Genomic DNA, 19,175 nt, shown 5'->3' with positions numbered 1-19,175 from the left:
ATGGATCGACCCTCCAGGGTAGTCGGGCCGGGGGGTGCTCCGGCCGCGGTGTTCAGGAGCCGGCGGCGGCCTCCCGGCGCTGCCGGTACCGGCTGACGTCGAGCAGCCTGTGGTCGAACGGCAGCTCCGGGTCGAGGGGGCCGATCCGGTGCTCGGCCTCCACGCAGCGCGGATCGTCGCGCTGGGCCAGGCCGGAGACGGCACTGATGCGGACGGACTGCCGCTCGTCGTGGGTGAGGGCGGCCAGCGCGTCCCCCACCTCGGGCTCGGGTCCCCGGTGGTGCGCGAGCCGGCGGCACGCCGCCTCGCGTACGCCGGCGTCCTCGTCACGGGCCAGGGCCAGCAGCGCCGCGAGGCCCGCGGGGCGGGCCGGGGCCCCGCCGTCCCAGGTCCGCTCCAGGGCGTCCGGGACGAGGGCGCGCACCCTCGGGTCGGGGTGGGTGAGCAGGGACAGGCCGACGGCCTCGATCTCCGGGGCGGAGTCGTGGGTCATGGCGTCGAGGAGGGCCGCCAGCACCTCCGGGTCCTGCTCCGGCTCGGCCCAGGGCACCAGTTCCCTGCCCCGCTCCGCGAAGGGGTCCTTGCCCTGGAAGGCGTCCCCGAGGATCAGGAACAGCAGGACCTCGGCGGCGAACAGGCGGTGCAGCCGGTCGGGGTGGTTGAGCAGGTCCCTGGTCCACTGCCAGGTCTCCTCGTCGAACCGGCGGCCGAGCGTGAACACCACGTCGGACCAGACGACGTGGTCCCGGTCGGGGTGGGCCAGGGCCCGCGCCACGAGTTCGTCGAAGGGGGCGCGGATGCCGTAGCGGACCTCCAGGGAGGTGAGGACGGCCCGGTGCTCGTCGCGCACCGTCAGGTCGCCGAGGGTGAGCTGCTCGCACCACCAGCCGATCTCGTCGTCCTCGACCCGGGCCCGCTCGACCGGCCCCGTCAGGCCGGTGCGGCGCCGCAGTTCCGCCTCCGCGCCCGTCTCGGTCCAGTGCCGGGCGCGGGCCAGCAGTTCCTCGCGTGCCGGCGCGGGCAGGGGCACCCGGTGGGTGGCGAGCGTGAGGGTCAGCAGATGGGATCCGCCGTCCACCGCCCGCAGCAGCGGGGTGCTGCCGTCGGGCAGGCGGCGCAGCGGATCGGCGCCGCCCTCCAGCAGGGCTTCGGTCACGGCTTCGTCGTAGGCGGCCACCGCCCGGCACAGGACCGGCAGGCCGTCGTCGAGGGTCTCGGGGTCGGCTCCGCCCTCCAGCAGGGCCCGGACCTCGTCCGCGTCTCCCCGTCGCACCGCCGCGACCAGATCCCCCACGCCCGCGCCCTCCCAGGTCCTCCGGAACCCGGGGATGCTAAGCGCGGGCGACGGGCCGCCGCATGTGATTAACGCGCGAACGCCGCCGGCGAAGAACGCCCGGTGGCTGCGGGCCATGGACGTCCGGCCACCGTGTGCGGTGGACGCTCGGTGGCCGCAGGCCATGAACTCCCGCGCCGTACGCGACGCACACCCCGACGGCCACACGCCATGAACGCCCGGCCCGCGCGCCACGAACGCGCGGCCGCGTGCGGCGGAACGCTCGGTCGCCGCCGGCGAAGAACGCCCGGTCGCTGCGGGCCATGGACGTGCGGCCACCGCGTGCGGTGGACGCTCGGTGGCCGCAGGCCATGAACTCCCGCGCCGTACGCGACGCACACCCCGACGGCCACACGCCATGAACACCCGGCCCGCACGCCACGAACGCGCGGCCGCCGCAGGGGATGAACGCCGGTGGTCGCATGCGGTGGACACTCGCGGCCGCGTGCGGCGGGACGCTCGGTCGCCGGCGGCGTCAGTGTTCGGCCACCGTCGCCCCGGGGGCCGGGCCGGATGCTGTGCGGACCGTGCGGCAGGTGCCGGAGGCCATCAGGGCCTGTGCCACCGCCGCCGCCGACTCGGGATCGCGGACGAGGAACGCCGTGGTCGGGCCGGAGCCCGAGACCAGGGCGGCGAGGGCGCCCGCGGCGCGGCCGGTGGCCAGGGTGTCGGCGAGTTCCGGGAAGAGGGAGAGCGCGGCGGGCTGCAGGTCGTTGGAGACGGCCGCGGCGAGCGCGTCCGGGTCGCCCTTGGCGAGCGCGGTGAGGAGTTCCTGCGAGGCGACGGGCTCGGGGATGTCCGTGCCCTCGCCCAGCCGGTCGAACTCCCGGAACACGGCCGGGGTGGACAGGCCCCGCCCGGCCATGGCGAACACCCAGTGGAAGGAGCCGCCGACCTCCAGGGGCGTCAGCCGCTCACCCCGGCCCAGGCCGAGGGCGGCCCCGCCGATCAGGCTGAACGGCACGTCGCTGCCCAGCTCGGCGCAGATCTCCAGGAGTTCCTCGCGGGAGGCGCCGGTGCCCCAGAGGGCGTCGCAGGCGACCAGGGCGCCGGCACCGTCGGCGCTGCCGCCCGCCATGCCGCCGGCGACGGGGATGTCCTTGGCGATGTGGACGTGGACGTCGGGGCTGCGGCCGTACCGATCGGCCAGCGCGATCGCCGCCCGCGCGGCCAGGTTCGTACGGTCCAGGGGGACCTGGTCGGCGTCGGGGCCCTCGCAGGTGACGCGGAGTCCGTCGGCCGGGGTGACGGTGATCTCGTCGTAGAGGCCGACCGCGAGGAAGACGTTGGCCAGGTCGTGGAAGCCGTCGGGGCGGGCGGCGCCCACCGCCAGCTGGACGTTGACCTTGGCCGGGACACGGACCGTGACACTCACGCGGACTCCTCCTGCCGGTTCCGGTTCACCGTGACGCTCACGCGTTCTCCTCCTGCGGGTTCCGGTTCGCCGTGGCGCTCACGCCGTTTCCTCCTGCGGGTTCCGGTTCGCCGTGGCGCTCACGCCGTTTCCTCCTGCGGGTTCCGGTTCGCCGTGGCGCTCACGCCGTTTCCTCCTGCGGGTTCCGGTTCGCCTTGTGCTCGGCGATGCGGGCGAACTCCTCCACCGTCAGGGACTCGCCCCGGGCCTGCGGTGAGACGCCCGCGGCGACGAGGGCCTGCTCGGCGGCGGCCGCGGAGCCGGCCCAGCCGGCGAGGGCGGCCCGCAGCGTCTTGCGGCGCTGGGCGAAGGCCGCGTCGACCACGGCGAACACCTCGGCCTTCGACGCGGTGGTCTTGATCGGCTCGGCCCGGCGGACCAGGGAGACCAGGCCGCTGTCCACGTTCGGCGCGGGCCAGAAGACGTTCCGGCCGATGGCCCCGGCGCGCTTGACCTCGGCGTACCAGTTGGCCTTGACCGACGGGACGCCGTACACCTTCGAGCCGGGTGCGGCGGCGAGGCGGTCGGCGACCTCCGCCTGGACCATCACGAGGGTGCGCTCGATGCTCGGGAAGGTGTCGAGCATGTGCAGCAGGACCGGGACGGCCACGTTGTAGGGCAGGTTGGCGACGAGCGCGGTCGGGGCCGGGCCCGGCAGCTCGGCGACGTGCATCGCGTCGGAGTGGACCAGCGCGAACCGGTCCGCGCGCCCGGGCATGCGGGCCGTGACGGTCGCGGGCAGCGCGGCGGCGAGCACGTCGTCGATCTCCACGGCCGTGACCCGGTCGGCCACCTCCAGCAGTGCGAGGGTGAGCGACCCGAGCCCCGGGCCGACCTCGACGACGACGTCCTCGGGGCGGACCTCGGCGGTGCGGACGATACGGCGGACGGTGTTCGCGTCGATGACGAAGTTCTGTCCGCGCTGTTTGGTGGGGCGTACGCCGAGGGCTGCCGCGAGTTCGCGGATGTCGGCGGGGCCGAGGAGGGCGTCGGGGGCGGGGCTGGTCACGGGGACAAGGGTACGGGGGGTTTCACGGCCGCCTACCCGCGCAGCCGCCCCCCGCAGTGCGGCCAGGGGCCGGCGCCGCGGCGCACGTACAGCTTCTTCGCCCGGTACGTCTGTTCCGCGGCGGGGGCGTCCTGGGGGCGGCCGGTGCCGCCGAGCGCCTGCCAGGTCCGGGTGTCGAACTGGTACAGGCCGCCGTAGGTGCCGGAGGGGTCGACCGCGTCGGGGCGGCCGCCGGACTCGCAGGCCGCCAGGCCCTGCCAGTCGAGGTGGTCGGCGCCCTGGACGGACGCGGGCCGCGGTTTGGTGCCGACCCTGACCAGTTGCGCGCGTGGCTCGCGCACCACCTCGGCTCCGATCCGGCGCGGCTTCTGCCTGACGCCGTTGACCGTGCGCAGGGAGTAGGTGATCCGGCGCAGGCCCGGCTCGCCGGCGCGCTCCACGACCTCCGTGCCGCGGAACAGCTCCGGATCCTCGGTGCGCCGCACCTGGAAGGGGATCGCCTCCTCGCGGACCTCCTTGCCGCCGGTGATGCGCAGCACCGTGACGGTCTGCCCGTCGCGCGGGAAGCTGCCCTGTGGGACGGACGTGGTGTCCTGGCCGCGCAGGGTGATGCCGGCCTCCTCGACGGCCTCCCGCACGGTCGCCGCGTTGGTGCGGACGGTGCGGGCCCGGCCGTCCGCCATGACCGTGACCGTGCGCTCGGTCCGCACGTCCAGCGCGAGCCCCTCGCGCCCGATGCGCCGGGAGCGCGAGGTGGACACGTAGGCGCCCTCCTGGCGCACCCCGAGCTGCCGGAGCGCTCCGGCCACCGTGCGGGCGGTGGTCCACACCTGGCGCCGGTGCCCGTCGAGGGTGAGCCGCACCGGGCGGGCGTAGTGCACGGCGATCTCGTCGCCGCTGGTCAGCTCCGTGCCGGGGCCGGGCGCCACCACGTCGTGGGCGCCGATCTCGACGCCCTCCTCGGCGAGCAGCTCGGTGACGTCGTCGGCGAAGGTGTGCAGGGTGCGCGTCTCGCCGTCGACGTTCAGCTCGACGGCCTTGTCCTTGGCGACGAACGCCGTGGTGCCGCCCGCGAGGAAGGCGACGACCAGGGCCTGCGGGAGCAGCCGCCGCATCGAGCTGTCGGGCCGTTCGGTGGAACGCGCCTTGCGTCGGCGCGCGGCCTTGCGGTGCGAACCGGCGCGCGCCGCGGCGCGGGACTGGGCGGGCTCGTCGGGTCCGCCGGGGTTCTGACGGGGCAGCCCGGGCAGGGTCCGCGTCTCGTAGGCGGGCCGGTAGGTGTCCGCTCGGGCGCCCGGCGCCCCGGGGGTCCCGTTTCCGAGCGTCTCGGCGCTGTGCAGATCGGCGGACGGCGCGTCGAAGCCGCCGTACACGGGGTCCGCGTAGGCCGGGGCGTACGTCTCGTACGGCTCGTACGGATCGCACGGCTCATATGCCTCGTGCGGCTCATACGTCTCGTACGTTTCGTACGTCTCGTACGGGGAGTTGCTCACGCCGACACGCTCCAGGGGCCGAGGGGTCCAGCGGGGTCCGGATCGGGCCCCCAGAACCTAGCGGAGCGTTCGTCACTCTCCAAAGCGACGCGACTACGCACAGTCGTGCGGCCGGGGTGGTGCGGCGGTCGCGGGGGTCAGTATCCGAACGCGCGTGCCGTGTTCGCCCCGAGCGCTTCGGCCAGGGTGTCCTCGTCGACGCCGCGCACGGCGGCCATGGCCCGCACGGTGAGCGGCACGAGGTAGGGGGCGTTGGGCCGCCCGCGGTAGGGCGCCGGGGTGAGGAAGGGCGCGTCCGTCTCCACGAGCAGCAGCTCCAGCGGGGCGACGGCCACCGCGTCCCGCAGGTTCTGGGCGTTCTTGAAGGTGACGTTGCCGGCGAAGGACATGTAGTAGCCCGCGCTCGCGCAGATCCGGGCCATCTCGGCGTCGCCGGAGTAGCAGTGGAAGACGGTCCGCTCGGGGGCGCCCTCCTCCTTCAGCACGCGCAGGACGTCGGCGTGTGCCTCGCGGTCGTGGATGACCAGGGCCTTGCCGTGCCGCTTGGCGATCTCGATGTGGGCGCGGAAGGACCGCTCCTGCGCGTCCTTGCCCTCGGGCCCGGTGCGGAAGTAGTCCAGGCCCGTCTCCCCGACGCCCTTGACCTGCTCCAGCGCGGCCAGCCGGTCGATCTCGGCGAGCGCGTCGTCCAGGGCCGCCTGCCCGCCCGGTGCGCGTGCGCCCTGCCGTGACCAGCCGTCGGGGTCGCCGTGGACGATCCGGGGCGCCTCGTTCGGGTGCAGGGCGACCGTCGCGTGGACGGCGTCGTGCGCGGCGGCCGTCTCGGCCGCCCAGCGGGAGCCCTTCAGATCGCAGCCGACCTGCACGACGGTCGTCACCCCGACCGACGCCGCCTTGGCCAGCGCCTCCTCGACCGTGCCGGACTGCATGTCCAGGTGGGTGTGGGAGTCGGCGACCGGCACCCGCAGGGGTTCCGGCAGCGGGGGCGCGGCGTTCTTGTCGGCGTCGTTCGAAGGCATGCCGTCGATCCTACGAAAGGGCGACGCCCTCCCCCGCGGGGGAGGAGCGGGGAGGGCGTCGACAAGGGGAGCCGGACGGGTCAGCTCGCCTTGCGCTGGAAGGGGTGCAGCAGGTCGGACAGGTGCCAGTGGTGCCGCTCGCGTTCCTCGGCCACGGGGATGGGCGCCTCCACCGGCCCGGCGGGCGGCGGCACGTGGTGGGACCGGTGTGCCGCGTCACGTGCCGAGGCGACCCGGCCGGGCCGCATGATGCGCACGACGTGCCCGTCGCAGTTGTGGCACGCGGGCTTGCTCAGGGGAGAGGGCACGACCTTGCCGTCCGCGACGTAGAGGACGAACTCGTGGCCCGTGGCGTCCGTGTGGTGCTCTATCTCGTACGACTGCTCCCACCCGTGCCCGCACCGCATGCAGGCGAAGGAGTAGGACTCGTTGACGACGGCGGTCGCACCGGCGCGGAGCCCGGTCTGCCCTGCGATCTCACTCATGCCAGCTCCTGTTCCGCTGTGGCGTGGGGACGATTCCGTCCCCACGACCCAGTGGACTCCTCGGCCGGATCGATGGCAGCAGACCTGTCGAGTGTTGGCCCCGTTTTGGGCGTCCCTTGCCCCAGCGCCCCTTGCGCTTTGCCCGCCCATGGGGCGCACGCTCAAACGACATGCGCCCTGCTCAGAGGGGGGCTGAGCGCCCCGTGAGGGGCGCGGGGAACTGCGCGATCAGCCCCTCGCCACGCGCACCCCGCACAGCACCTGGAGCTCCACCCCGGTCCCGGTCACTCCGCCGCGTTCTTCGCGGCGACCACGGCGTCGAACACGACCCGCTTGGGCACCCCGGCCTCGACGGCCACCGCGGCGATCGCCTCCTTGCGCCGCTCCCCCGCCTCCTCGCGCACGCGCACCCGCCGCACCAGCTCCTCGGGGCCGACGTCCTCCGCCCCCGCCTCCGGCGCCCCCTCCACCACGACGGTGATCTCCCCGCGCACGCCCTCCGCGGCCCAGGCGGCCAGCTCGCCGAGCCCGCCGCGCCGCACCTCCTCGTACGTCTTGGTCAGCTCCCGGCACACGGCGGCCCGCCGCTGCGGCCCGAACACCTCGGCCATCGCGGCCAGCGTGTCGTCCAGCCGGTGCGGGGCCTCGAAGTACACGAGCGTGCGCCGCTCCCCGGCGACCTCGCGCAGCCGCCCGAGCCGCTCGCCCGCCTTGCGCGGCAGGAAGCCCTCGAAGCAGAACCGGTCGACGGGCAGCCCCGACAGCGCGAGCGCGGTGAGCACCGCGGACGGCCCGGGCACGGCCGTCACCCGCACGTCCCGCTCGACGGCTGCCGCGACCAGCCGGTAGCCCGGGTCGGACACGGACGGCATGCCCGCGTCCGTGACGAGCAGCACCCGCGCCCCGCCCGCCAGTTCCTCGACCAGCTCCGGCGTCCGGGCGGACTCGTTGCCCTCGAAGTACGACACCACCCGCCCCTTGGGCGTGACGCCGAGCGCCTGGGTCAGCCGGCGCAGCCGCCTGGTGTCCTCGGCGGCGATCACGTCGGCCCCGGCCAGCTCCTCGGCGAGCCGGGGCGGCGCGTCCGCGATGTCGCCGATGGGGGTGCCTGCGAGTACGAGGGTTCCGGTCACGCCCCCATCCTCCCAGGGGTGCCGGGCGCGGACCGCCGGGGTGGGGGGCGGGGCACACCTCCCGGGGGCCCTCCTCCCGGGGGCACTCCTCCCGGGGGCACTCCTCCCGGGGGCCCTCCTCCCGGGGGCCCTCCTCCCGGGGCACTGCTCCCGGGGCACTCCTCCCAGGGGCGGAGGTTGCGGACGCATACCGGCCATGCACGGGACTCACACAGCACGGTTCCCTACGATGGCGCGGTGACCAGTACCGCGTCCTCCACGGACACCCGGCAGGGCCAGGCGCCGCACGAGCAGCGGCCGCCCTGGCAGCAGCGGCTGCGCCGCTTCGGCTACCAGGGGCAGCCCGGCAGCGACGTCCGTGACGTCCGTGACCGCCTGGTGCCGCCGTACACCGAGCCCTCGCCGCGCCTGTGGGCGGCGCTCGGCGTCCCGCACACCCTGGCGGGGCGGCTGGTGCGCTGGTCGGGCTGGATCGGCCCGCTGCTCGTCACGCTGCTGGCGGGGGTGCTGCGGTTCTGGAACCTGGGCAGCCCCAGGGCGGTGATATTCGACGAGACGTACTACGCCAAGGACGCCTGGGCGCTCGTCCACCGCGGCTTCGAGGTCAACTGGGCCAAGAACGCAAACGACCTGGTCCTGTCGTCGGGCGGGAACGTGAAGCTCCCGACCGACGCGGCCTATGTCGTGCACCCGCCGGTCGGCAAGTACGTCATCGGGCTCGGCGAGCTGATGTTCGGGTTCGACCCGTTCGGCTGGCGGTTCATGACGGCCCTGCTCGGCACGTTGTCGGTGCTGCTGTTGTGCCGGATCGGCCGCCGGCTGTTCCGCTCCACGTTCCTGGGGTGCCTGGCGGGCGCGCTGATGGCGCTGGACGGTCTGCACTTCGTGATGAGCCGCACGGCGCTGCTCGACGGCGTGCTGATGTTCTTCGTGCTGGCCGCGTTCGGCTGTCTGCTGGTCGACCGGGACAAGGCCCGGGAGCGACTGGCCGCCGCGCTCCCGGTGGACGCCGACGGCCGGGCCCGTCCCGACCGGCGCGTGGCGGAGTCGACCCGCCTCGGATGGCGCCCCTGGCGCTGGGCGGCGGGTCTGATGCTGGGGCTGGCCATCGGCACGAAGTGGAACGGCCTGTACATCCTGGCCGCGTTCTGCCTGATGGCGGTGTTGTGGGACGTCGCCTCCCGCCGGGTCGCCGGTGCGCGGCACCCGTACACCGCGGTGCTGCGCCGCGACACGGGCCTGGCGTTCCTCGCCACGGTGCCGGTCGCCCTGCTCACCTACCTCGCCTCCTGGACCGGCTGGATCCTCTCCGCGACGAACGGCTCCGGCGGCTACTACCGCGACTGGGCCGCGGGCGACGGCAAGGGCGGCAGCTGGACGTTCCTGCCCGACTGGCTGCGCAGCCTGTGGCACTACGAGAACCAGGTGTACGAGTTCCACGTCGGGCTGTCCTCGCCGCACACCTACCAGTCCAACCCGTGGAGCTGGCTGGTCCTGGGCCGCCCGGTGTCGTACTTCTACGAGTCCCCGGCGCCCGGCAAGGACGGCTGCCCGTCCGACGCCGGCGAGAAGTGCGCCCGCGAGGTGCTGGCCCTCGGCACGCCGCTGCTGTGGTGGGTCGCCTGCTTCGCGGTGCTGTACGTGCTGTGGCGCTGGTTCTTCCGCCGCGACTGGCGCGCGGGCGCCATCGCCTGCGGCATCGCGGCCGGCTACCTGCCCTGGTTCATGTACCAGGAGCGCACGATCTTCTTCTTCTATGCCGTCGTCTTCCTGCCCTTCCTGTGCCTGGCGGTGGCGATGCTCCTCGGCGCGATCGTCGGACCACCCCGCTCCTCGGACACCCGCCGCGTCGCGGGCGCCACGGCCGCGGGCGTCCTGGTCCTGCTGATCGCCTGGAACTTCATCTACTTCTGGCCCCTCTACACCGGCCAGGCCATCCCGATCGACGACTGGCGGTCGCGGATGTGGCTGGATACCTGGGTCTGAATCCGTATTCGGTCAAAATCTCGAATCAGGCGCCCCTTGTGTCGCCCCGTGTGCGTAGAGTGCTCGCGGACCGAGCTTTCTGAACGCGTTCAATCGAGCGTGTGAGGCTCGAACGGGGAGGGGACGGCCCAATGGGCAAGGGGGTCAAGGCCGCCGTCATAGGCGGCGTGTTCGCGGTGATGCTGGGCGGGGCCGGATACGGCACCTACAACATCGTGAGCGCGCTGAGCGGTGACGGGGGCGGCAGCGGGGTGGCGGCGGAGAAGAAGTCGGGGCCGCCCGGCGAGGACGAGGTCGAGGAGACCACCGCCGGGTTCTTCGCCGCCTGGGAGAAGGGCGAGGCCGCGACAGCCGCGTCGTACACGAACAACGACGCGGCCGCCGAGCAGCTGCTGACCGCCTTCGGCGACGAGGCGCACATCACCGACGTGACGATCACGCCGGGGAAGGCGCGGGGCACCACCGTGCCGTACGCGGTGAAGGCGAAGGTGGCCTACGACGGGAAGTCCAAGCCCCTCAGCTACGAGAGCGAACTGACCGTGGTGCGCGGGCTGACCAGCGGTCGGGCCCTGGTCGACTGGCAGCCGTCCGTCGTCCACCCCGAGCTGGAGAAGGACGACACCCTCGTCACCGAGGAGTCGGCCGCCCCGCCCATCGAGGCCGTGGGCCGCGACGGCTCGGAGCTGACGAAGGAGAAGTACCCCTCCCTCGGCCCGGTCCTGGACGCCCTGCGCGAGAAGTACGGCGAGAAGGCCGGCGGCACCCCCGGCATCGAACTGGTCGTCCGGCACACGGCCGGGGACGCTCCCGACACCCCGCTGCTCACCCTCGCCGAGGGCAAGCCGGGCAAGCTCACCACCACGATCAGCCCGAGCGCCCAGGCGGCCGCCGAGAAGGCGGTGCAGCGGTTCGCCCAGTCCTCGGTGGTGGCCGTCAAGCCCAGCACCGGAGAGGTCCTGGCCGTCGCCAACCACCGCACGGACGGCTTCAACGCCGCCTTCCAGGGCCAGGCCGCGCCCGGCTCCACCATGAAGATCGTCACCGCCGCGATGCTCATCGACAACGGCGTGACCACGATGAACGGCCCGGCCCCCTGCCCCGGCACCGCCGTGTGGCAGAGCCAGACGTTCAAGAACCTGACGGGCATGAAGCCCGACGAGGGCGCCACGCTCGCCGACAGCTTCATGCGCTCCTGCAACACCGCCTTCGTCAAGCTCATCGACGAGGAGCCGCTCACCGACGCCTCGCTGGCCCAGGAGGCCGAGCAGCGCTTCGGGCTGGGGCGGGACGACTGGAAGACCGGCATCGCCTCCTTCGACGGCAGCGTCCCGGCGGTCGGCGGCCCGGACCGGGCGGCCGGCGCCATCGGGCAGGGGCAGGTCCAGATGAGCCCGCTGAACATGGCCTCGGTGACCGCCACCGCCATCACCGGCACCTTCCGCCAGCCCTACCTCGTCGCGCCGGAGCTGGACGGCCGGCAGCTGGCCCGGGCCCAGGGGCTGAAGCCGGGCACCGCCGCCCAGCTGAGGCAGATGATGCGGCTCACCGCCACCCAGGGCACCGCGCGGGAGGCCATGCGCGAGCTCACCGGCGACATCGGCGCCAAGACCGGATCGGCCGAGGTCGACGGCAACGCGAAGTCCAACAGCTGGTTCACCGGCTTCCGGGGCGACATCGCCGCGGCGGCCATGACCGAGGAGGGCGGGCACGGCGGCGACGCGGCCGGGCCGATTGTCGCAGCCGTGCTACGAACGGGTGGCTGATCTCACCTCCGCCGGAAGGGACTCTAGGGTGGGGGCCGTCGTTGGGACGGCTGAGGGCGACGGGGACCCCGGGGATCGACGGAGGACAGAACAGCAGTGGGCAACAGAAGGCGCGTCGCCGAGCGACGGAAGACGAGCCCCGCCGTGATCGGCGGGATGATCGCCGTGGTCGTCGTGGGTGCCGGGGCCGGAGCCTACGCGCTGTACGGCGGCGGCGCCGCGGCCGACGACGGGACCCGCGCGTCCTCGGACGGCAAGCCCGAGGTGAAGACCGGGCCGCTGTCGGCCACCGAGGTCACCACCACCGCCCGCACCTTCCTCACCGCCTGGCAGTCGGGGAAGGTCCCGCAGGCCGCCGCGGCCACCGACGACCCGGCCGCGGCCCGGGCCCTGCTCACCGGCTACACCAAGGACGCCCACGTCAAGGACGTCACCCTCACCCCGGGCACGCGCACCGGCGCCAAGGTGCCGTTCGACGTCAAGGGCACGGTCTCCTACAAGGGCACCGAGAAGCCGCTGGCGTACTCCGGGGCGCTCACCGTCGTGCGCCGCGCCAGTGACGGAAAGCCCCTGGTCGACTGGCACGCGGCGGTGGTCCACCCGGACCTGAGGGACGGCGACCGGCTGGTCACCGGCGAGGCGGGCACGCCCCCGGTCAAGGCGCTCGACCGGGACGGCGGCGAGCTGACCAGGAAGAAGTACGCCTCCATCGGACCGATCCTGGACGGCCTGCGCGAGAAGTACGGCAAGCAGGCCGGCGGCAAGGCCGGCATCGAGCTCCGGGTCGTGCGCGGGAAGGCCGCCAAGGCGAAGGACCTGTCCGACAAGACGCTGCTGGAGCTGAGCGAGGGCACGCCGGGCACGGTGAAGACCACGCTGGACCCGGCGCTGCAGACGGCCGCCGAGAAGCAGGTCGCGAAGAAGGCCCGGTCGTCGGTGGCCGTGGTGCGGGTGTCGACCGGCGAGATCCTGGCCGCGGCCAACGCCTCCCCCGGCTTCAACACCGCCTTCCAGGGCTCCCTGGCCCCCGGCTCCACGATGAAGGTCGTCACCTCGTCGCTGCTGATCGAGAAGGGCCTGGCCTCGGCGGACAAGAAGCACCCGTGCCCGAAGTACTTCACGTACGGGCACTGGAAGTTCCAGAACGACGACAAGTTCGAGATCAAGGACGGCACGTTCAAGGCGAGCTTCGCCCGCTCCTGCAACACGGCCTTCATCAGCCAGGCGCCGAAGCTGAAGGACGACGACCTGACCAAGCAGGCCCAGCAGGTGTTCGGCCTGGGGCTGAACAACTGGGCGATCGGGGTGCCGTCCTTCGACGGCGCGGTGCCCGTGCAGTCGGCGGCCCAGATGGGCGCCTCGCTGATCGGTCAGGGCGGGGTGCGGATGAACCCGCTGAACATGGCGTCCGTGTCGGCGACCGTGAAGGGCGGCACCTTCCGCCAGCCCTACCTGGTCTCCCCGGACGTGGACGGACGCACGCTGGCGAAGGCCTCGCGCACGATGTCGGCGGGGACGCTGTCCCAGCTGCGCGAGCTGATGGCGTACACGGCGGCGGCCGGTACGGCGGCCGAGGCGATGGCCGGGGTCGGCGGTGACGCCGGCGCGAAGACCGGCTCCGCCGAGGTCGACGGGCAGAAGAAGCCGAACGGCTGGTTCACGGCCTACCGGGGTGACCTGGCGGCCGCGGGCGTGGTCCAGCAGGGCGGACACGGCGGCTCGACGGCCGGCCCGATCGTGGCGGCCCTGCTCAAGGCGGGCGGCTGAGCACCCGGGACGGCCGAGCACCCGGGACGGCTGAGCACCCGGGACGGCTGAGCACCGGGCCCGGAGCCCCGAGACCGGAGCGCCGGGGTCTGAGCCCCGGGGTCTAGTGCGTGACCGGTTCCGCGGCGGCCGTGTACGTCCGCCGCAGGAACCGCAGCAGCGTCTGCCGCTCGAACTGCACCACCGACACGCCCTGCGCGGAGTGGAACTCCACGATGGCCTGCACCCGGCCGCACGGCCACACCCGCACCTCGCCGCTGCCCACCGGGGCCCGCAGCCCCTCCTCCAGCAGCCGGCGGTCGAAGGTCCACTCCCGTCCGTGCGCCCCGGGCAGCCCGATCCGCACGTGGCGCGGGTCGTGCTCGGGGTCGTACCGCAGGGTGACCGGAATCGCCTCCAGCTCGTCGATCAGCGGGACCGCCGCGTCCGTGACGATGTGGGCTCGCGCGTACTGCTCGACTACGGACATCGGACAGCCCCTTCACCGTGCGCCATCTGTGGAGAGAATGTGCGTCCACCCCTTCTCCAATGTCCCATATTTTCCGGATTGCGCCCGCGGAGACCGCATATATCACGCATGAGATAAAACGAGGAGCACGCTCTTGCATATCGTTCGCATCTAGCCACATCATCGAACGGTGCATGTACCTGACGGCTTCATCAACGCCCCCACCTCCGCGGCCACCGGTGTGATCGCCGCGGGCGCCGTCGCCGTGAGCCTGCGCGGCGCACGGCGTGAGCTCGACGAGCGCACGGCACCGCTGGCCGGCCTCGTCGCGGCGTTCATCTTCGCCGTGCAGATGCTGAACTTCCCCGTCGCGGCGGGGACCAGCGGCCATCTGCTCGGCGGAGCGCTCGCCGCGATCCTCGTGGGGCCGTACACGGGCGTCCTGTGCGTCTCCGTCGTCCTGCTCATGCAGGGCATCCTCTTCGCCGACGGCGGTCTGACGGCGCTCGGCGTCAACATCACCAACATGGGCATCGTCACCGTGGTGGTGGCCTACGCCCTCTTCCGCGGCCTGGTGAAGGTGCTGCCCCGCACCCGCCGCTCGGTCACCGCGGCCTCGTTCGTCGCCGCCCTGGTGTCCGTCCCGGCCGCCGCCCTGGCCTTCACGCTGATGTACGCCGTCGGCGGCACCACCGACGTCTCGATCGGCAAGGTCGCCACCGCCATGGTCGGCGTGCACGTGCTCATCGGCATCGGTGAGGCGGTGATCACCGCGCTGACGGTGGGTGCCGTCATCGCCGTGCGGCCGGATCTCGTGCACGGGGCGCGCGGGCTGGAGCAGAAGCTGAAGCTGCGGGTCAACGGCGAACTCGTCGACGCGCCCGGTGCCGAGCCCGCCCCCGTCGCCGCCCGCACCTCCCGGCGCACGCTGTGGATCACCGGCCTGGTCACCTCGCTCGTCCTCGCCGGATTCGTCAGCTTCTACGCCTCCGCCGACCCGGACGGCCTGGAGAAGGTCGCCTCCGACCACGGCATCGACAAGCAGGCCGAGGAGCACGCCGTGGCGGACTCCCCGCTCGCCGACTACGGCGTCAAGGACGTCGACGACGCGCGCCTGTCCGGAGGGCTGGCCGGGGTCATCGGCGTGGGCGTGACGGTGGTCGCCGGCACGGGCGTGTTCTGGGCGGTGCGCCGCCGCCGTACCGCGGACGCCTCGCCCACCGCCGTGGAGGGGTCCTCGGCGGAGCAGCCCGCCCGGGAGAACGTCTGACATGGGCGCCGGGCACGCGCACAAGCTCTACCGGCACGGGCACTCGCCCGTGCACGGTCTGCCCCCGCACACCAAGCTCGCCGCCGTGTTCGCCTTCGTGGTGGTCGTGGTGTCGACACCGCGGGAGGCGATGTGGGCCTTCGGCCTCTACGCCGTCCTACTGGGGGTCGTCGCGTACGTCGCGCGCGTGCCCGCCGCCTTCCTGCTCAGGCGGCTGCTGATCGAGGTGCCGTTCGTGGCGTTCGCGGTGCTCATGCCGTTCGTGGCGGAGGGCGAGCGGGTCGAGGTTCTCGGGCTGTCCCTCAGCGTGAACGGCCTGTGGGGCGCCTGGAACGTGCTCGCCAAGGGCACCCTCGGCGTGGCCGCGTCCGTGCTGCTCGCCGCCACCACGGAGCTGCGCGAACTCCTCCTCGGCCTGCAGCGGCTCAGGCTGCCGCCGCTCCTGGTGCAGATCGCGTCCTTCATGATCCGCTATGGCGACGTCATCACCGACGAGATGCGGCGCATGCGGATCGCCCGCGAGTCGCGCGGCTTCGAGGCCCGGGGCGTGCGGCACTGGGGGGTGCTCGCGAAGTCGGCGGGCGCGCTGTTCATCCGCTCCTACGAGCGCGGGGAGCGCGTGCACCTGGCCATGCTCAGCCGCGGGTACGCCGGGTCCATGCCGGTCATCGACGAGGTGACCGCGTCCCGGGCGCAGTGGTCGTACGCACTCGCCCTCCCGGGCGCGGCGCTCGCCGTCTGTCTGCTGGGATGGACCCTGTGACTGCTTCTCTGGAGGTCTCCGGCCTCGCCTTCGCCTACCCCGACGGACACCAGGCCCTCTTCGGGGTCGACTTCTCCCTCGCCCGCGGCGAGCGGGTCGCGCTGCTCGGGCCGAACGGCGCCGGCAAGACGACCCTGGTGCTGCACCTCAACGGCATCCTGACCGCCGGCGCCGGCACGGTGACGGTGGCCGGGCTGCCCGTGGACAAGCGGAACATGGCCGAGGTCAGGCGCCGGGTCGGCATCGTCTTCCAGGACCCGGACGACCAGCTGTTCATGCCGACGGTCCGCGAGGACGTGGCGTTCGGGCCGGCGGCGGCCGGGCTGAAGGGCCCGGAGCTGGAGGAGCGCGTGCAGCGGGCGCTGGAGCGGGTCGGCATGGCGGAGTTCAAGGACCGGCCGCCGCACCACCTCTCCTTCGGGCAGCGCCGCCGGGTGGCCGTCGCGACCGTGCTGGCGATGGAGCCGGAGATCCTCGTCCTGGACGAGCCCTCCTCCAACCTCGATCCCGCCTCCCGCCGCGAACTGGCCGACATCCTGCGCTCCCTGGACGTGACCGTGCTGATGGTCACGCACGACCTCCCCTACGCGCTGGAGCTGTGCCCGCGCTCCCTGATCCTCAGCGAGGGCGTGATCGCGGCGGACGGCCCGACCGGTGAGCTGCTCTCCGACGAGGAGCTGATGCGGGCCCACCGCTTGGAGCTGCCGTTCGGTTTCGATCCGCGTTCCGTGCCGGCCGCGCCCGCCCGTCCGTGACAATGGGCGCGTGACGAACGAGGAGAGCGACGCGTCGCTGCTGCTGGACCAGCAGCTGTGCTTCGCGCTGTACGCCGCCCAGCGCGCGGTGACGGCCGCCTACCGTCCCCTCCTCGACGATCTCGGCCTCACATATCCCCAGTACCTCGTGCTGCTCGTGCTGTGGGAGCGCGGCGAGATCCCGGTCAAGGAACTGGCCGCGGCCCTGCGGCTCGACTACGGCACGGTCTCGCCGCTGCTGAAGCGGCTGGAGGCGGCGGGTCTGGTCCGGCGTGAGCGCTCGGCGCGCGACGAGCGGTCGGTGCGCGTGGCGGTGACCGGGCGCGGGGAGGAACTGCGCGAGCGCGCGGCCCGGGTGCCCGGGGCGCTGCTGGCGGCGACGGGTCTGGACACGGCCGAGGTCGCCCGGCTGCGCGCGGAGCTGGGAGTGCTGGCGCAGCGGGCGGGCGCGGCGGCGGACCGGGCCCGCTGAGCCGGTTACCCCGGGTTGCCGACCCCTGCTGACCACCGGCGTGTTACCGGTCAGTACCTTGTGCACGATCTACTTGTGCGCACCTGTTCCTGGGGAAGGCCCACCATGACCGAAGCCACCGCCGCCGTCGCCGGAGACACCCGGCCCACGAAGATCATGTACGTCGCCGAGGCCACCGCCCACGGCGGCCGCGAGGGCTATGTCACCAGCCAGGACGGGCAGCTCGACCTCAAGGTCGCGATGCCCCCGCAGCTCGGCGGCGACGGCAACGGCACCAACCCCGAGCAGCTCTTCGCGGCCGGCTACAGCTCCTGCTTCCACAACGCCCTGATCCTCGTCGGCAACCGCGAGGGCTACGACCTCACCGGCTCCACGGTCGCCGCGAAGGTCGGCATCGGCCCCAACAAGCAGCGCGGCTACGGCCTCGCCGTGGCCCTCAGCGTCTCCCTGCCGGTCCTCGACCCCGACCTCGCGACGCGGCTGGTGGACGCGGCCCACGAGGTCTGCCCGTACTCGAACGCGACCCGCGGGAACATCGACGTGACCATCCTGCTTGGGTGAAGGGGAGCGAACCGGCGCGACGAGGAGGAGTACGGACGTGGACGTGCACGGCACAGTGGCCGAGGGCTTCGAGCCGGTCAGGGAAGCGTTCGTGCGCAACTTCGAGGCCCTCGGGGAACGGGGCGCGGCCGTCTCCGTCCTCCGGCACGGGCGCCCGGTCGTCGGACTGTGGGCCGGCACGAGGGACGTCGACGGCACCGCCCCCTGGGAGCGGGGCACCGCCCAGGTGGTGCGCTCGGCGACGAAGGGCGTCGCGGCGGCCGTCCTGCTGCTGCTGCGCCAGCGCGGACTGCTCGACCTGGACGCGCCGGTGGGCCACTACTGGCCCGAGTTCAAGGCCCAGGGCAAGGAACGGGTGCTGGTCCGGCACGTGCTGAACCACCGGGCCGGGATCCCGGTCCTGGACCGGCCCCTCACCCCCGAGGAGGCCCTCGACCCGCTGTGCGGTCCGCAGGCCGTCGCCGCGCAGGCGCCGGTCTGGGAGCCGGGCACCGACCACGGCTACCACGCGCTGACGTACGGCTGGCTGGTCGACGAGCTGGTGCGGCGCGTCACCGGGCAGGGCACCGGCGAGTGGCTGGCCGCGCAGATCACCGGCCCGCTCGGGCTGGACCTGTGGCTCGGCCTGCCGGAGTCGGAAGCCGGACGGGTCGGCCGCGTGGGCCGGGTGGAGGGCCCCGAGCCGGCCGGCGGGCTGCGCGCCCGCCCCAAGCGCTCGGTCACCGAGGCCTACCGGGATGCCGACTCCCTCACGCGCCGCGCCTTCGCCGCCATCACCCCGTTCCCGGAGCAGAACGACCTCGCCTACCTCGCGGCGGCCCTGCCCGCGACCAACGCCGTGGCGACGGCGGACGGACTGGCCCGCTTCTACGCGGCACTGATCGGCGACACGGCCGGCACCCCCCGCCTGTTCACGCCGGAGACGGTGGAACTGGCCCGGGCCGAGGAGTCGGCGGGCCCCGACCGGGTCCTGGTGGTCGGCACCCGCTTCGGCCTCGGCTACATGCTGCACGGCACCGCCTCCCCCTTCCTCGCCCCGGGTTCCTTCGGCCACCCGGGCCGCGGCGGCGCCCTCGGCTTCGCCGACCCGGAGTCGGGGATCGCCTTCGGCTACGTCACCAACGGCTTCCGCAAGACGGTCACGGCGGATCCGCGGGCCCAGGGCCTGGTGCGGGCGGTGCGCGACGTACTGAACCGGCAGCCCCGGTAAGAGCCTCTGGCGCGCCCTAGACGTGGATCGGGTGGGAGGTCCGCCCGGACGCCTGGTCGATCTCCTCGTGCGCCTTGGTCAGCAACTGCATGGCGAGTTCGTTGAGCGCCCGGGCCCCGGCGATCTCCTCCCCGACCCGGGGCTGATTCGCGTCGGACCGGTGCCGGTTGGCGTGCCCGTGCGCCCGTACCTCGGTGCCGTCGGGCAACCGGACCATCGCGGCGGCGCGCGTGTGCTGGTCGTCCTCCATGAACTCCAGCTCCACGTGCCATCCCGTCGTGGTGTGCATCATGT

At 73.5% G+C, this 19,175-nt stretch carries 18 protein-coding genes; 9 read left to right on the top strand and 9 right to left on the bottom strand.

The window, feature by feature from the left end:
• Positions 1 to 52 precede the first annotated feature (52 nt).
• From CHR28_RS11720 to rsmI, 7 genes are all read right to left on the bottom strand, one after another.
• A complete protein-coding gene (locus CHR28_RS11720) occupies positions 53 to 1,294 on the bottom strand; it encodes a HEAT repeat domain-containing protein (protein ID WP_094053488.1) in 1,242 nt (413 codons plus the stop codon).
• A gap of 514 nt (positions 1,295 to 1,808) precedes the next feature.
• Positions 1,809 to 2,708, bottom strand: a complete 900-nt coding sequence (locus tag CHR28_RS11715; protein WP_094053487.1) for a 4-(cytidine 5'-diphospho)-2-C-methyl-D-erythritol kinase — start codon at positions 2,706 to 2,708, stop codon at positions 1,809 to 1,811.
• A 160-nt stretch (positions 2,709 to 2,868) separates the two neighbouring features.
• Positions 2,869 to 3,756: a 16S rRNA (adenine(1518)-N(6)/adenine(1519)-N(6))-dimethyltransferase RsmA gene (rsmA, locus tag CHR28_RS11710; protein WP_094053486.1), complete on the bottom strand. Its 888-nt coding sequence runs from the start codon at positions 3,754 to 3,756 to the stop codon at positions 2,869 to 2,871.
• Between the two features lie 32 nt (positions 3,757 to 3,788).
• On the bottom strand, positions 3,789 to 5,249 hold the full coding sequence (locus tag CHR28_RS11705) for a resuscitation-promoting factor (RefSeq protein WP_094053485.1): 1,461 nt from the start codon (positions 5,247 to 5,249) through the stop codon (positions 3,789 to 3,791).
• 137 nt (positions 5,250 to 5,386) lie between these two features.
• Positions 5,387 to 6,268 (bottom strand): TatD family hydrolase, encoded by an 882-nt coding sequence (locus CHR28_RS11700; RefSeq protein ID WP_094053484.1) that lies wholly within the window; start codon positions 6,266 to 6,268, stop codon positions 5,387 to 5,389.
• A gap of 80 nt (positions 6,269 to 6,348) precedes the next feature.
• A complete protein-coding gene (locus CHR28_RS11695; protein ID WP_094053483.1) occupies positions 6,349 to 6,753 on the bottom strand; it encodes a hypothetical protein in 405 nt (134 codons plus the stop codon).
• Between the two features lie 284 nt (positions 6,754 to 7,037).
• Positions 7,038 to 7,886, bottom strand: a complete 849-nt coding sequence (gene rsmI, locus CHR28_RS11690; RefSeq protein WP_094053482.1) for a 16S rRNA (cytidine(1402)-2'-O)-methyltransferase — start codon at positions 7,884 to 7,886, stop codon at positions 7,038 to 7,040.
• Between the two features lie 237 nt (positions 7,887 to 8,123).
• Between rsmI and CHR28_RS11685 the strand changes: the two genes are divergently transcribed.
• From CHR28_RS11685 to CHR28_RS11675, 3 genes are all read left to right on the top strand, one after another.
• Complete coding sequence (locus CHR28_RS11685; protein ID WP_179272400.1) at positions 8,124 to 9,872, top strand: dolichyl-phosphate-mannose--protein mannosyltransferase; 1,749 nt, start codon at positions 8,124 to 8,126, stop codon at positions 9,870 to 9,872.
• Positions 9,873 to 10,003: 131 nt separating this feature from the next.
• Entirely contained in the window at positions 10,004 to 11,635 is a 1,632-nt protein-coding gene (locus tag CHR28_RS11680; protein WP_094053480.1) for a penicillin-binding transpeptidase domain-containing protein, read from the top strand.
• A 96-nt stretch (positions 11,636 to 11,731) separates the two neighbouring features.
• Complete coding sequence (locus CHR28_RS11675; protein ID WP_094053479.1) at positions 11,732 to 13,402, top strand: penicillin-binding transpeptidase domain-containing protein; 1,671 nt, start codon at positions 11,732 to 11,734, stop codon at positions 13,400 to 13,402.
• 103 nt (positions 13,403 to 13,505) lie between these two features.
• Here the strand turns inward: CHR28_RS11675 and CHR28_RS11670 are convergent, their stop codons facing one another.
• A complete protein-coding gene (locus CHR28_RS11670) occupies positions 13,506 to 13,871 on the bottom strand; it encodes an SsgA family sporulation/cell division regulator (RefSeq protein WP_094053478.1) in 366 nt (121 codons plus the stop codon).
• A 169-nt stretch (positions 13,872 to 14,040) separates the two neighbouring features.
• On the opposite strand from CHR28_RS11670, the gene CHR28_RS11665 reads away from it, so the two are divergent.
• From CHR28_RS11665 to CHR28_RS11640, 6 genes are all read left to right on the top strand, one after another.
• Positions 14,041 to 15,120 carry an energy-coupling factor ABC transporter permease gene (locus CHR28_RS11665; protein WP_094053477.1) on the top strand — a complete coding sequence of 360 codons (1,080 nt, stop codon included), beginning with the start codon at positions 14,041 to 14,043 and terminating at the stop codon, positions 15,118 to 15,120.
• A gap of 1 nt (position 15,121) precedes the next feature.
• Positions 15,122 to 15,883: a cobalt ECF transporter T component CbiQ gene (gene cbiQ, locus CHR28_RS11660; RefSeq protein WP_094053476.1), complete on the top strand. Its 762-nt coding sequence runs from the start codon at positions 15,122 to 15,124 to the stop codon at positions 15,881 to 15,883.
• Entirely contained in the window at positions 15,871 to 16,638 is a 768-nt protein-coding gene (locus tag CHR28_RS11655; RefSeq protein WP_094053475.1) for an energy-coupling factor ABC transporter ATP-binding protein, read from the top strand. Before cbiQ ends, CHR28_RS11655 begins: the two co-directional genes overlap by 13 nt.
• Before the next feature lie 10 nt (positions 16,639 to 16,648).
• On the top strand, positions 16,649 to 17,110 hold the full coding sequence (locus CHR28_RS11650) for a MarR family winged helix-turn-helix transcriptional regulator (protein WP_094053474.1): 462 nt from the start codon (positions 16,649 to 16,651) through the stop codon (positions 17,108 to 17,110).
• Between the two features lie 105 nt (positions 17,111 to 17,215).
• Positions 17,216 to 17,671, top strand: a complete 456-nt coding sequence (locus CHR28_RS11645; protein ID WP_094053473.1) for an organic hydroperoxide resistance protein — start codon at positions 17,216 to 17,218, stop codon at positions 17,669 to 17,671.
• 37 nt (positions 17,672 to 17,708) lie between these two features.
• Positions 17,709 to 18,881, top strand: coding sequence for a serine hydrolase domain-containing protein (locus tag CHR28_RS11640; RefSeq protein WP_094053472.1), 1,173 nt, complete (start codon positions 17,709 to 17,711; stop codon positions 18,879 to 18,881).
• A gap of 16 nt (positions 18,882 to 18,897) precedes the next feature.
• Here the strand turns inward: CHR28_RS11640 and CHR28_RS11635 are convergent, their stop codons facing one another.
• Positions 18,898 to 19,173 carry a DUF1876 domain-containing protein gene (locus CHR28_RS11635; protein WP_094053594.1) on the bottom strand — a complete coding sequence of 92 codons (276 nt, stop codon included), beginning with the start codon at positions 19,171 to 19,173 and terminating at the stop codon, positions 18,898 to 18,900.
• Positions 19,174 to 19,175 lie beyond the last annotated feature (2 nt).

It is taken from the genome of Streptomyces sp. XY006 (assembly GCF_002237655.1).
In the GTDB taxonomy this organism is placed as follows: domain Bacteria; phylum Actinomycetota; class Actinomycetes; order Streptomycetales; family Streptomycetaceae; genus Streptomyces; species Streptomyces levis.
This window is presented reverse-complemented; position numbering and strand designations above follow the sequence as displayed.